At 37.2% G+C, this 13869-nt stretch carries 14 protein-coding genes; all 14 read right to left on the bottom strand.

Annotated features, from left to right (window positions below):
• Positions 1-43: 43 nt before the first annotated feature.
• Positions 44-1963 carry an ABC-F family ATP-binding cassette domain-containing protein gene (locus QZ334_RS03970; RefSeq protein WP_295232129.1) on the bottom strand — a complete coding sequence of 640 codons (1920 nt, stop codon included), beginning with the start codon at positions 1961-1963 and terminating at the stop codon, positions 44-46.
• Positions 1964-1991: 28 nt separating this feature from the next.
• Positions 1992-3257 carry a type II secretion system protein GspD gene (locus tag QZ334_RS03965; RefSeq protein WP_295232126.1) on the bottom strand — a complete coding sequence of 422 codons (1266 nt, stop codon included), beginning with the start codon at positions 3255-3257 and terminating at the stop codon, positions 1992-1994.
• Positions 3239-4099 carry a hypothetical protein gene (locus QZ334_RS03960; RefSeq protein WP_295232124.1) on the bottom strand — a complete coding sequence of 287 codons (861 nt, stop codon included), beginning with the start codon at positions 4097-4099 and terminating at the stop codon, positions 3239-3241. The genes QZ334_RS03965 and QZ334_RS03960 overlap by 19 nt, the downstream gene beginning before the upstream one ends.
• Positions 4100-4228: 129 nt before the next feature.
• Entirely contained in the window at positions 4229-5218 is a 990-nt protein-coding gene (gene galE, locus QZ334_RS03955) for a UDP-glucose 4-epimerase GalE (protein WP_295232122.1), read from the bottom strand.
• A 9-nt stretch (positions 5219-5227) separates the two neighbouring features.
• Positions 5228-6664 carry a glucose-6-phosphate isomerase gene (locus QZ334_RS03950; protein WP_295232120.1) on the bottom strand — a complete coding sequence of 479 codons (1437 nt, stop codon included), beginning with the start codon at positions 6662-6664 and terminating at the stop codon, positions 5228-5230.
• An 84-nt stretch (positions 6665-6748) separates the two neighbouring features.
• A complete protein-coding gene (locus QZ334_RS03945; RefSeq protein WP_024065484.1) occupies positions 6749-7027 on the bottom strand; it encodes a DUF1294 domain-containing protein in 279 nt (92 codons plus the stop codon).
• Between the two features lie 20 nt (positions 7028-7047).
• Positions 7048-7971, bottom strand: a complete 924-nt coding sequence (locus QZ334_RS03940; protein WP_295232117.1) for an NAD-dependent epimerase/dehydratase family protein — start codon at positions 7969-7971, stop codon at positions 7048-7050.
• Positions 7972-7993: 22 nt separating this feature from the next.
• Positions 7994-8704 (bottom strand): ribonuclease H family protein, encoded by a 711-nt coding sequence (locus QZ334_RS03935; protein ID WP_295232114.1) that lies wholly within the window; start codon positions 8702-8704, stop codon positions 7994-7996.
• 9 nt (positions 8705-8713) lie between these two features.
• Positions 8714-9205, bottom strand: coding sequence for a Cys-tRNA(Pro) deacylase (gene ybaK, locus QZ334_RS03930; RefSeq protein WP_178885233.1), 492 nt, complete (start codon positions 9203-9205; stop codon positions 8714-8716).
• Between the two features lie 86 nt (positions 9206-9291).
• Entirely contained in the window at positions 9292-10290 is a 999-nt protein-coding gene (locus QZ334_RS03925; RefSeq protein ID WP_287536220.1) for a nucleoid-associated protein, read from the bottom strand.
• A gap of 27 nt (positions 10291-10317) precedes the next feature.
• Positions 10318-11613, bottom strand: a complete 1296-nt coding sequence (locus QZ334_RS03920; protein WP_295232108.1) for an AMP-binding protein — start codon at positions 11611-11613, stop codon at positions 10318-10320.
• A 1-nt stretch (position 11614) separates the two neighbouring features.
• Positions 11615-12721 (bottom strand): thiolase family protein, encoded by a 1107-nt coding sequence (locus QZ334_RS03915; protein WP_287536218.1) that lies wholly within the window; start codon positions 12719-12721, stop codon positions 11615-11617.
• Positions 12722-12787: 66 nt separating this feature from the next.
• A complete protein-coding gene (locus QZ334_RS03910) occupies positions 12788-13300 on the bottom strand; it encodes a biotin transporter BioY (protein ID WP_105094437.1) in 513 nt (170 codons plus the stop codon).
• 8 nt (positions 13301-13308) lie between these two features.
• Positions 13309-13869 (bottom strand): hypothetical protein (locus QZ334_RS03905; RefSeq protein WP_295232104.1); only part of this gene is annotated, 561 nt, incomplete at its 5' end.

The following is a 13869-nucleotide window of genomic DNA, read 5'->3' as shown; positions in this document are numbered from 1 at the left end:
TTGTCAATTAAAATAACTCTATAATAATATATACTATTATAAGTTATTCAGATAGTCGTTCCCATTTTTCATATAATGCATCTAACTCACTTTGTGTTGATTCAATTTGTATGGAAATTTTGGACATTTCATCTAAATCTTGCTGTACTACAGGATTAGCTAATTGAACTTCATACATTTTCATAGTTGCTTCTAATCGAGCAATTTCAGATTCCACCTCAGCTAATTGCTTTTCTACCATATAGGCATTCGGCTTCTTCTGCGATGCCTCTGTAGATTCTTCTACTGAAAGTATAGGTTCATTAATAGAAGTATGTTTATTATCACTAACACTGTTTTCTAAGTTTTGCTCGTTAGCTATGGCTAACAAATCTTCCTGTTCTTTTAACTTTTCTTTGTAATACGAGTAATTACCGAGATATTCAGTAATTTTTCCATCATCTAGAACAATGGTTTTTGTAGAAACTTGATCCAAAAAATATCTGTCATGAGAAATAATAAAGCAAGTACCTTCAAATTGTTGTAATGCTTCTTCCACAATTTCACGCGTTGGAATATCTAAATGGTTTGTCGGTTCGTCTAAGATAAGGAAATTATCTCCTTGAAGGAATAATTTTAACAATGCTAACCGAGCTCTCTCACCACCGGATAAGTCTCCTACTAGCTTAAATACATCATCCCCTTTAAATAGGAATGAGCCTAATACATTGCGGGCTTTTTCTTCAGTATAGTTAAAATGGTTCATAACCTCTTCTACTACCTGCCAAGAATCATGTAATTCCTCATGCTCTTGCGAGAAGTATCCCACTTGTACGCGATTACCGATATCAACGTGACCATTCTCAGGGAATAATTCACCTACTATAGTTTTTACGAGTGTCGATTTACCAGCCCCGTTAGGTCCAATAAGGGCTACTGATTCTCCACGTCGCACTACGAGTGATATATCATCAATGATAGGATTTTCACCATATCCTACTGATAAATGATCTAGAACAAGAACCTTATCGGCACTCATTGCAGCAGGGGGAAAAGAAAATTGTAAATGATGTGAAGTTACCGGTGCATCAAGTCGTTCTAAACGATTCAATTGAGACTGACGACCACGAGCCATTTTAGATTTAATACCTGCCCGGTATTTATCTATATAAGCCTCTGTCTTTTTGATGTACTCCTGTTGTTTCTCATAGGCTACCATATCCGCTTTCAACCGTTCATCTCGCTGTTGAATATAACGACTGTAATTACCACGATACGTTGTAGCCTTATGGTTATCCAATTCTACAACGCCAGTGACAATACGGTCTAAGAAATAACGGTCATGGCTGACAATGAGAATCCCGCCATGATAGGCAGACAAATACCCTTCAAGCCACTCTAACATGTCCATATCTAAATGGTTAGTTGGTTCGTCTAAGAATAAAAAGTCTGGACGCCGTACCAATGCTTTAGCTAAATTAATTCGAGTCTTTTGGCCACCAGAAAAAGCGCTTGCTGGTTTATCTAAATCCTCATCAGTAAAGCCAAGACCATAAATAATGCGCTTAGTCTTTTGCTCGTAATCATAGCCGCCTAACCATTCAAGGCGATTTTGTAAATAATCTAAGCGTTGTAAATCAGATTCACTAGCCTCTTCTGTTTCTAAGCGTGTAGTAAGTTCTTTAAGTTGTTCTTCCAATGCATGTACATCAGCCCATGCCTTTTCAATCTCAGTAGCTAAACTATCATCACCAAGATTTACATCTTGTTGTAAGTAGCCAATGCTTGCAACAGGCGACTTAACTACATTACCTTCATCAAGATCTTCATAGCCTAATATGCATTTTAATAAGGTCGATTTCCCAGCCCCATTAGGACCTACTAAAGCTAGGCGATCACCTTCTTTTATCTCAAAGGACACATTGGAAAATACTTGGCGCACCCCAAATGATTTTCCAAGGCCTATCATTCGAATGCGTTCCATTCACAACCTCCTAATCATTTACCCTTTATTATACCACAGTTGCCCGTACCAACATCAACATCTCTACAGAATCTTTTGTTTTTCTGCTATGACGAAATAATTTGCCCAATAACGGAATATCTCCTAATATAGGAATCTTTTGTATTTGGTGCTGATCGCGATTATCCATGAGACCGCCTATAACGAGTACCTCTCCTGGTTGTAAACGCACTCTTGTATGTGCTTGCCGCGTACTAATTTTATAAGCTTTCATTTCAGATACCATAATCGGTGTACTTACCTCGGCATGTATTTTTGCGTCTACACCGCCATCTGCGGTAATAATGGGAGTATAGTTTAACTTAATCCCTACCTCTTCATAGCGGGTAGAACGCTTGCGCTCTCCATTTACCTCTGACTCTTCTATAACGGGTATACGTTCCCCTATTAATATATGTGCTGTCTCACCATTGAGGGCCATAATGGATGGTTTAGCTATTAGAACCGCTTTTCCAGAACTTTCCATAAAACTTAGTTCTGGTTTTACAAAAAATTTGTAAGCTTCACCGCCTGGTGTTTTACCAAAGGTAACAGCCCCATAGGAATTAGTCTTATCTTCTCCATGTCCAGTCAAGCTGAGCCAGGACCATCTAAATCCTTGCTCTTTTGCATAAGATTGTTCCATAGCAATGATGGTTGCTTCTAATTGTACTTGTTTAGGTTCCTTGTCAACTGCATTGATCAGGGTTTCTACACGCCTCTTTTCTCCGCTCGTTAAATGCATAATTACTTCGTTTTGTTCTGAAAGCACAGCCATTTTATCATTTTTTACTACTGTTCCCATTATATTTGATAAAGACTCTGCAGGCAGATGTTCAGGAGAAACTACATAGAGCTCTCTATTCTCTAGTGCAGTATCCTCAGATTCAATAAGAAGAGTCTTATATTGTTTTGTTACCGTAAAATGATATAACCGCCCTAGCTCTTTAATAATCTCTTCTGGAGACTCTCCTTTTACACTTGCCGTAATATTGCCCTTTAATGACTCTACTCCAATAACTGATATACCATAACTGCGACAAATGCCTAACACAGTATCCTTTAAAGAGGCATTGCGTACAGATATTGTAATTGTTTCTTTATCTTTATTAGGTTCTACGCTCTTTACTGAATTATTTGTTGCATTATTTCCTACATTTTTTATTACCTTATCTTCTATAGTATTTCCTGTTACAACTAACATTTGTGCTAATAAAAAATATATTAGTGCAACTATTAATATAACTATTTTTATGATCACTCGATTTTTAGCCATCGCGACGAACCTCCTTCAATGATTTCTACACCACTTGCATTAATATTAGATACAGATATTTCTTGCCAACTACTCCCTACCGTAACCATCTGTTCCTCTGAGCCTTTTCGTAAAATAGCTATATTTTGATTTCCTTCAATGATGCCCACCAATTCAATTGGTTGTTCTAAAGTCAACGCGTTAGAATTAATACTTGTTCTGGAGTGAACACTTTCATTACTATAGTTATTAATATCATCATGGATCATATTGCTATTCCAATCTTTATTCTTTCTATCCGTTTTTATATTTTTATTCTTAGTACTTCTATGCCGCCGTGAAGTTCTTTTATTACTTATTTTCTTACTATCACTAAGTGATGTTTCATCATTACTAATAGTATCTAAATCGTTATCCATATCTTTCATCTCATCACTTTGGCTTAATAAATCGGTACTAGAAATATCCTTAAAGACCTCTCGCCAAGGATGAGACCGTTCTACACTACTCACATCATATAGTAAGCGTCCTTTAACAATAGAGTCATCTTTCTCATCATGTACGGCCTTATTATCCACACCAGCTTTATTAGATTTTCCGTTATTGTTACCATTTCTTTTTTTATTAGCTCTCTTTGATGACTGCTCTTTTGCATCTACCTGCCTTTGATTATCAATAGCATCCTCTGATTGTGCTGAATTAATATCAATATGTTCATCTTTGTGAGGATAAAAAATACCAGCTGCTATCATTGCTAAAGCCAGTATAAAGAATATAAAAATTACAATTCGATAGTGTCGTATAAGAAAACATTGTCTAACAATCCAGCCTTTGATCTGTTCTATATAGTCTTGTAAGTTCATAATTCACCTCCTGCAGACTATTTCTAGGAGGTCCTTTTAAATTCCTACAAAAAAATGACTCTACCAGTCACCTAGGTGACTAATAGAGTCATTCATTATATTGACAAATCAAACCGATTCGTGCTCATTTTATTTACTATTAAAACCCTCTGGATGAGATGTATGCCATTTCCAAGCATCCTTAATAACATCAGCTACATTACTAAATTTAGGGTCCCAACCAAGTAAGTTTTTAATCTTTTCAGAAGAAGCAATCAATGTACCAGGGTCCCCAGCACGACGATCACCATATTGAACAGGAATATCGATGCCTGTAACCTCTTTTGCAGTTTCAATGATTTCTTTTACGGAGAAGCCATTTCCACTACCAAGATTAAATACTTGGGATTCCCCACCTTTACGCAAATAGTCCATAGCTAATACGTGAGCAGTTGCCAAATCATTAACATGAATATAGTCGCGCACACATGTACCATCAGCTGTATCATAGTCAGTGCCAAATACAGTTATATGTTCTCTTTTACCACGAGCCGCATCAAGAACAAGTGGAATTAAATGAGTTTCAGGATAATGATCCTCCCCAATTGTACCAGATGGGTCAGCCCCTGCCGCATTGAAGTAACGCAATGCAACATAAGTGGAACCATAAATTGAACTATAGTCAGATAACATTTCTTCAATCATTAACTTAGTACGACCATATACATTTGTAGGATGCAATTGAGCATCTTCACAAATTGGCACTACCTCTGGTTCGCCATATACAGCAGCCGTACTAGAAAACACAAAATGTTTTACACCCGCAGTACGAGCAGATTCAATAAGGTGATAGGAGCCAACTACATTATTTTCATAATAAATAGCTGGATTTACCATTGATTCTCCAACTTGAGAATGGGCAGCGAAATGCATAACCCCAATGATATGATGCTCTTTCATAATATCTACTAACTTAGGATCTGCAATATCCATATTGTAGAATGTAACCCCTTCAGGAATAGATTCTACATGCCCTCTAGATAAATTATCTACAATAATCGGTGTGTAACCTGATTGTTCTAGGGCACGTACAGTGTGACTCCCAATATAACCAGCCCCACCTGTTACTAAAATATTCATAGTTCCCCCTTATGAATTATGTGTATCCTTTGCACGAGCTAATTTAGGCCCAATGAGACGTTTATAGACTTCAACACCTGGTTGGTCAAAGGCATCAACACCAGCAAAAATAGACTCGAAATAAACTGCCCAACAATGCATAAACATAATTTCCCCTAAATGGAATGAATTTAATGTTGGTACAGTTATCGTCATATTAAAACGATTATCGCTAGATAAGGCCTCTCTATTGGCATCTAAAGCAATATTCAAAATATCACAAATACTTACATTTCCAAGTGCTTGTAATCGTTCATATTGACTATGTGTATTAGGCACTACGAGATTATGTTTCCAATCCTTAACCTTAATAAATTGAACCACCTTATTAAGACGGCCCTCTTGATGCTCTTGTACTTGAGCATGCATATCCATAGTCCCTACTGCAGCAACCGGCGTACGACCATATGGTAAGCAAGTATTACTCATCTTCCCTAAAGATTCGGATAATAGTTGTACATACCAATCAGATAAGGAGTGAAGAGCTTCACCATAAGGCATAAACACCTCAATAATACGACCGTACCGTTCAGACGCAATATATTTTAGTAAAGCACTTAATAAAGCAGGATTCTTAAAAATATCCTCTTCTTGACAAGCCGCATCCATTGAAGCTGCACCTGCTAAGAAACCTTCAATATCAAATCCTACGAGAGCAGCTGTAACAAAACCTACTTCAGTAAATACAGAGAAACGACCACCTACACCATAAGGAATGCTATAGGTCTTCCAATGATTCTCTATTGCCATAGAGCGTAAAACTGTAGGATGTTCATCATCAGACATATCGGTAACAGCTACCACTTCATAATTTATATTACGATCTTGTAAAGCTTTTTCCAAAATCATGAAGTTAGCCATTGGCTCGATGGTAGAACCTGACTTAGATGTAATAACGAGCATCACCTTATAGTCTGATCCTTTTGTCTCAGCTTGGTACTCTAAAGTGCGAATAAGACCAGCTAAATAGTCACCATCTACATTAAAGCCTGCAAAATACATGCGTGGATATCCGTTTCGTTCTTCCGTACTGAGATTATTCCAAAACGCACCACATTGGACATCGAAAATAACCTTACTACCCAAGTAAGAGCCACCAATACCTACAGATACAACTGTGTCAATATTATGGCGAGCATAGTCCCGCAGTTCATAAAGTCGTTTCAACATTGCAGGTGTATTGATACCATCTTCTGAAATATAAGGAAGTTGGTAAAACAATACCGGTTCAGGCAAGCCGTCCTTGGAAACATGGCCTTCTTCAAAGCCTGTAGAGCGTAAAATATTGGTATGGCGCCAAACATTTTGTATAGCACGCTCAAAGTTTTTTACGTCTCGTTCTTGTATGCAACTTTCATTATATATGTTAGCGTAATCTAACTCGAACCCCGATTGTAATCGCAACATCAAATATCTCCTTCACTGACATTTTATGTACAATATTCTACTCATTATACCATAAAACAATGAATAAAATATTAGTTTATGCAATCAATTCACCCACAAACCATAACCAAACCCCACTGCATAAACAGACCATAACAATGCAATAGGGATAGCTAGTTTAAACTTAAGCTTTAAAGTCTTATGACGCCAAATAACCATACCTAATAGAGCACCAAGGCCGCCAAAGGCAAATGCTAAAAATAATAATGTGAACTCTGAAATCCGATTATACCCCTTAATAGCACATAGCTTATCATATCCATACATGCTAAATACAATTAGATTCCATAGCCCTACAGTAACCCAGAATTGTGTATCACTCATGTCCCCAAACCTTATATACCTTACTTATGATGAGCTTTAAAATATTCTAATGTTTTTTGTAAGCCTTCATCTAATGTTGTTGAAGCTACAAATCCAAAATCGCGTTCCGCCTTTGCATTGCTTAACCGTGAATGTTTGATATCACCTATGCGTTCAGCCTCATAATGAACCATAAAGTCGGCACCACTAATAGCTCTGAATCTCGTAATCAACTCATTTACAGATGTTCCCATATTGGTAGAAACGTTATAAATACCTGTACAGTTATTATTTCCCATAGCCTTAATATTAGCTTCTACCACATCTTCTACGTAAATAAAGTCTCTTGTTTGTTCCCCATCACCATATACGGTTAAAGGCTTACCTTCAACAATTAAACGATTGAAAATACTTATAACGCCGCCTTCACCACCATCCCCTTGACGTGGTCCATATACATTAGCATATCTAAAGCATACTGTATTTAATCCAAAAGCTTCACGATAAATACGCAAATACCCTTCTGCAGTAAGCTTGGTTAACCCATAGAAGGATGATGGCATACCACTAAGTTCTTCAGTTAATGGTAACACTGCTAAGTCCCCATAAACAGCAGCTGAAGAAGGCATTAAAAATTGTTCAACTTTCACCTTACGACAGGCATCAAGTACATTTATTAGCCCTAGTAAATTAACATCACAGTCATATCCAGGATTCTCCATTGAGGACTGCACCATAGTTTGAGCAGCCTCATGGAACACAATAGAGGGCTTAAACATTTCAAATACAGATAATAATTTTGGGTCTCGTACATCCATCTCAATAAATTGAGCGGACTCATGTACAAAAGAACGCATACCTGTAGATAGATTGTCTATAACAAGCACATTGTGCCCCAATCCAATTAATCGATCAACGAGATGAGAACCAATAAATCCGGCTCCACCAGTAACACATATATTCATAGCACCCTCCTTTCTGAGAAATCTAAATTCCCGCACCTTTTTTGGCTAATACATCAGCCATTTCATTATATATATCGCCCGTATGTGCTGCCACCTTGTGAAAGTGTACGCGCACACGATTTTTTATAGAGTCATAAAATGCAGCATATTGTTGAGTTAGTGCATTATTGCGTTTCCATCTTTTAGTAGCCCACATTTCAATTCCCATATAATCATAATATAAGGAACATTCAGGAATACCCTGATCAACAGCATATTTCATAACATACATCGCAGCTAATAGCTCGCCAGACACATTCCAAAAAGCCGTATATCGTTCATCAGTAGAGGGAAAGGAAAAAGTCTTTCTAGTCCCATTCAAGAAGATAACACCACCTGCGCCAACAGTATTAGTCCCTTTATTATAACTACCATCAATATAAGCAACTACATGATTTCGGTGTGAAAAATCTGGTTTTGCCTCACCTGCGGATACCTTATTTTGAATGCCAGAACTAACCTTTGTAGTTATCTTCTTTGACCCTTGCAAAGATTTTGATTCACCCTTATGAGCGCTCATAAAATCACTTAAGGATAAACCTGAATCTTCTACAAAGGCACGAGCTTCTGCTTCCGTAGGAAAAGACTTGTAGATAGCCCCACCAAAGCCTTTTACCTGTTTCTCACAGTCAGCCCATGTGGTATATACACCTGGTACACGACCCTGACGAACTGCATAATACTTTTTTGCCATACGTACCTCTTAATGATCCATTGTAAGTGCTATAAATTCAGCATTAACAACAGATGCCAAATCTTTTGGATTTACCTTCATTTGCATCCCTCGAAGACCAGCACTTACATATACAAAGTCTTGAGGCTCCATAGTAGCATCAAAATATGCGGGAAATAATTTTTTCATTCCCACTGGAGAACATCCTCCTCGTAGATAGCCCGTAATACCTAGCAGGTCCTTGACATGAACAAGCTCTACAGACTTATTATGACTGACACGAGCAGCTTGTTTCATATCTAATTCAGCTGCAACAGGAATGCAAAATACTACATATCCTGTTTTGTCGCCCTTACCAACTAATGTTTTAAAAACTTGTTTTTCATCAAGTCCTAATGCTTCCACTACATGAAGACCAGCTGCCCGATCTTCAGACCACTCATATTCACTAATACTATAAGGAACCTTATGGGTGTCTAAAATACGTAATGCGTTTGTTTTTTTATGTTTCTCTTTACTCACTATATCCCACCTTATATATTAGCGTAACAAATAAATCTTATCAATATATAATAAATTTCTATATATCAATAGAATTAGCATTATTCTTATTTATTTACAATTTTATTAATATTTTTCAATTCAATGCGTAAAGTTCCATCATCATTAGTTTTAATTTCAATGAATTCACGATTTTTCATATATTCTACGGGAAATGAAATTTCGATTCCCGTGTCAGTTTTAATTTTGTGATGCTCACCGACCTTCGTAGCAAACTCACGGTTTACAGGTAATGGACGCATCATATCTGCATCAGCTAATTCCTTTTTAGCCGCCTCTTGTTGAATGGGGTTCGCCTTAAATACCTCTTCCACAATACGAACAGGATCCACTGTATCAGATACTTCAGCATTTTTAGCAATCATAGACTTTGCCGTCGTCAATTCAACAACACCGTCCGACTCGTGTGCTTGAGCTACCTTGTCTACAATGGCTTTTACCTTTTTCACCGTATCTCGAGAGGATTGATTAGTACCTAATTGTAACACCTTATCGGCTAAAATATAGGATACTTCACCATCAAATTCACCTTTCGGTTCAAAAATACGAACACTAAAATCAAGTAGATTAATAGATGCAAAAGCTCGTAATTTCTGTGATGGCATCGGCAACACAGCCTTATGAGAAACAAGTTCTGTGGCTAAGCTGCCATCATCTTCACTAAATAGTTGATGTGTAAAAGCATCATGAGCTTGGCACAAAAGAATACAGATATAAGATGCATCTGTAATAGCTTCACAGATAATCGTATCAATAACAACAGAATCCGTTGCTTGCTTCATATAGGTAAACAAGCTTTCACCTAAGTTCTTAGATAAATCTATAAACTTGAGATTTCCATTTTTATAATCAACTAATTGTTTACCAAATGGACTTGCATCATGCAAGGTACCTGTTCTAGCAGCTGGATCTTTGAACGCCTTAGCTACATGATTGGCAATATAATCTTGTATAGCTTGATCTCCAACCTTTAATTCATGTTCAGAGTATACGGCTAAAGAGGACGTAAAGTCGAAAATCTCTAGTGCCGCCTTGTTAATCTGCATGACGCCTCCTTATAATAGCAAAAACGATTACCCTTTATTATACCACTCTTTTAGTTTTCGTTTATCAACTTTTGAGCATTCTGTAAGGGGTAATATAGGAATTTCTAGAACTGCTTTTGGCCATTCAACTGACGGTCTTTCGTGATGAATAATTTCTATAATTTTACTTAATTCAGTATTATCCTCTAATACCATATAAGCAACAAAGTCTTCCCCACGTATATCATCATGTATCGTAATAACAGCCACTTCAGAAACGCCCTGTAAGGATTGTAAATACAATTCCATTTCGGGAATAGAAATTTTATATCCCCCTTTATTGATTACATCACCTTGTCGTCCGTTAAACATAAGGTATCCGTCTCTATCAATATAGCCACAATCATTTACAGTATATGTATCAGGAATCCCTTCAATATGATGCTTTGTAGTCACATAAATAACACCGTTCTGCTCTTCTATTTGGACAGATGGAAATGGTCTTCCCACAGTACCCTCTCTATCTAACCACTCTTTACCTGTACAATGTGTTATATAGTTAAGCTCAGTAGCACCATAATACAGAATGAACTCCATGTTCGGACATATTCGTTCTAACTGTTCCATCAACTGTCGATCCAGTACTTGTGATCCTGCGATGATATAGTTAATAGAGTCTGCTTTACTTTTGCAATGACGTACTAATAATCGTAATTTTGTTGGTAATGCATATATATGGTCCACATGATATTCTTCAATAAGCTGTATCCATCGATTTGGGCGCAACGAACTCGTTGTAATAACTGTTCCTCCAGACCATAGCACAGCGATAACCATATTACTAACACCAGTGAAACTAAAGCTTCCATGTAAGAATATTTTTGTATCTTTGTTTATATGAAAAATATCGTTTTGGATATCAAAGAACTCTCTCCACGAGCTTTCACTACGCCACAAAGGTTTTGGACGCCCAGTAGTCCCAGAGGTAAGTACACCAAAGTCAGCTAAAGGTGCCACCCCTTTATATGCTATAATACGGGCCAATTCCTCAACATACTCCGTATCCATCTCGTTATGGCATACCATAGGAATATAACCGGTATACAATCCCCCCAACCACTGTACAAGTTGTTCCACAAATGATTGACTCTGAATTAAAGCAACTATATGTTTCGGAGATTCTTTAGTTTGAGCAACATTTACTATACGACTAGTATCATTAATATCTATGGATAAAATAGCATCATACAAATCACCATATGTATACTTTTTATCATCTACAATTAGAGCAATCTTGTGAGGATCTAATTCATTATATTGTCGTAAACGTTCAATAATTGTCATTTTACATTCGTTCCATAATTAAAGCAGTTCCTGTACCGCCTGCGCCGGCAATAGCACATAAACCGTATCGACCATTACAGGATTCTAAAGCAGCCATGCAATGAAGGGCTAAAATAGCCCCAGAGCAGCCATAAGGATGTCCATAGGCTAATGCACCACCAAGCATATTATATTTCCCCATATGATCAGGGTAGGACTTATCAAAGAGAGCATCAATGATGGCGAAGGCTTCATTCCACTCCACCACGTCCATATCATCCATGGTCAAATCTGTCTGTTTTAAAATAGCTTTAGTACTTTCAAGAGCACCTTCTGGACTAAACTGAGGATTTCCAGCCCAAGGCATGATGCTATGAATTCTAAACGGCCCTTTTTCATTAGATATGTATACAAAAGCAGCACCATCATGAGTTAAACAAGCATTGCCAGCATTTGTAATAGAGTCCTTACCTAATAATGGTTTCATCCTAGATAGAAGTTTTTCATTCATCTTTGGCCTAATACATTCATCTACACACTCTTTTCCATCTATAGAAAAAGGCATTATATAAGATTGCAAAAATGAATTATCTAAAGCCTTAGTAGCTCTTTGATGACTTCCAATAATATATGGATATAACTCTTCCTTAGTTATATTGTGCTTATGGATGGTTCTTTCTGCCCCTTCTAACATAGCTAAAGGAGACCGATCTTGAGGAGTAAATTGAGCTACCTTATATAAACCGTCTCGATCATCTTCAGTTGCATAGATTCGATCTGGTTGTAATGAAGAGCTTTCAATGCCACCAGCAATAGCAGAATTCATCACTCCTGACGCGATATGTGTATAGGCCATTTCAATACTCATCAATGCTGATGCACATTGCATATCAATTGTTACAGCAGGCGTCGATACCGATAAATTAGACATTAAACCCATTAATCGTCCAATATTTCCACCTGTACCAACTGCATTACCACAAAAAATACCATCTACAGAGTTAATTTCATGTCCTTTAATTAACTCATTAATCAATTGTGCACCCAATATCTCAGGTCTTGTATTTTTATATTGGCCGTTTAACACGCCTATAGGGCTTCTAAGCCCACCATGAATATATACTGACATATAAGCTCCTATAACAAAATGCACAAAAGAGGCACCCCAAGGAATGCCTCTTTTCATTATTACATGCTAAATTTTAATTTTAGTTGCTAGCCAGGATGCAACGAGACATTTTACGATATCCCCAGGAATAAATGGGAACATAACTACAGGCAACGCCGCCCAAAGTTCTGTTTTGGTAACAATCATAAAGCCTGCCACACCAAATAGGTATACTACAGGAATTGTAATTACAAGAGAGCGCCATGCATAAGAGAAAAAGCTCTTTTTAGGCCCTTTAAATACACTTAGTAAAGTATATGCTATTGGCCAAGAGAAGATAAATCCCCCTGTAGGTCCCAATAATTTACCAAGACCAGCCGTACCCCCAACGAATACAGGTAGACCAACGGCTCCTAGCAGAACATACACGACAAATACTATAAAAGCATCCTTTGGTTGCAATAATAAGCCTGTTAATGTCGCCACCAAAGTCAATGCGGTTACCATTGCCGGACTAAATGGCAATGGAAATGAAATATATGCTGAAATACATAATAAGGCTGTCAATAAAGCCATTTTTGTTAAACGTCTTGCTTCCATAATTACCTCTAACTAATACATCTTTGTTTTAAAGATGTTGAATCTTCATTTTCACCAAAAAAAGTAGCGGAAAAAGCCAATGTATCACCTACATAACCTTCTACATGAGCATCCTCAGGGACTTCCACTAAAGTCACCATATCCCCTGCAATGACAGGGGCATGGAAATAAATCGCCATCTGCTGTGCAGATTTACTAATGTTCCAATAATTCCACAATGTTTCAAGAATCATGCATCCAGGTACGACATAAGGATCCTCTCGATGAATTGGATTCGTGTCATTAATATCATTTACGAATTGTACTATATCTTTCTTGGAAAACGATATAGCGCCACTAATTTCATCATGATGTACGGTAGTGCGAATGCTAAATTGTTTCGGCACCGGTCGTAAATCAACCATTAAAAAACCTGATTTATCTAGAATACCAATTGTAGTAGTTTTAGCGATTTGATATAAAATACCACAGATAGATTGATCACTTCCTGAAGCATCATAATGCATATGCTTAATAACACTATGTCCTGGTAAATCTAAGTCATTATTACATAATGCTTTAAATAATGT

The organism is Veillonella sp. (assembly GCF_019414865.1).
GTDB lineage: Bacteria > Bacillota > Negativicutes > Veillonellales > Veillonellaceae > Veillonella.
This window is presented reverse-complemented; position numbering and strand designations above follow the sequence as displayed.

What these genes read in the sequence shown, in the direction of transcription:
- QZ334_RS03935 (WP_295232114.1), bottom strand. Translation starts at nt 8,704, where the DNA reads ATGGCAAAAAAGTATTATGCAGTTCGTCAGGGTCGTGTACCAGGTGTA.
- QZ334_RS03950 (WP_295232120.1), bottom strand. Translation starts at nt 6,664, where the DNA reads ATGTTGCGATTACAATCGGGGTTCGAGTTAGATTACGCTAACATATAT.
- QZ334_RS03945 (WP_024065484.1), bottom strand. Translation starts at nt 7,027, where the DNA reads ATGAGTGATACACAATTCTGGGTTACTGTAGGGCTATGGAATCTAATT.
- galE (WP_295232122.1), bottom strand. Translation starts at nt 5,218, where the DNA reads ATGAATATTTTAGTAACAGGTGGGGCTGGTTATATTGGGAGTCACACT.
- QZ334_RS03940 (WP_295232117.1), bottom strand. Translation starts at nt 7,971, where the DNA reads ATGAATATATGTGTTACTGGTGGAGCCGGATTTATTGGTTCTCATCTC.
- QZ334_RS03960 (WP_295232124.1), bottom strand. Translation starts at nt 4,099, where the DNA reads ATGAACTTACAAGACTATATAGAACAGATCAAAGGCTGGATTGTTAGA.
- QZ334_RS03920 (WP_295232108.1), bottom strand. Translation starts at nt 11,613, where the DNA reads ATGACAATTATTGAACGTTTACGACAATATAATGAATTAGATCCTCAC.
- QZ334_RS03965 (WP_295232126.1), bottom strand. Translation starts at nt 3,257, where the DNA reads ATGGCTAAAAATCGAGTGATCATAAAAATAGTTATATTAATAGTTGCA.
- QZ334_RS03915 (WP_287536218.1), bottom strand. Translation starts at nt 12,721, where the DNA reads ATGTCAGTATATATTCATGGTGGGCTTAGAAGCCCTATAGGCGTGTTA.
- QZ334_RS03970 (WP_295232129.1), bottom strand. Translation starts at nt 1,963, where the DNA reads ATGGAACGCATTCGAATGATAGGCCTTGGAAAATCATTTGGGGTGCGC.
- QZ334_RS03910 (WP_105094437.1), bottom strand. Translation starts at nt 13,300, where the DNA reads ATGGAAGCAAGACGTTTAACAAAAATGGCTTTATTGACAGCCTTATTA.
- QZ334_RS03925 (WP_287536220.1), bottom strand. Translation starts at nt 10,290, where the DNA reads ATGCAGATTAACAAGGCGGCACTAGAGATTTTCGACTTTACGTCCTCT.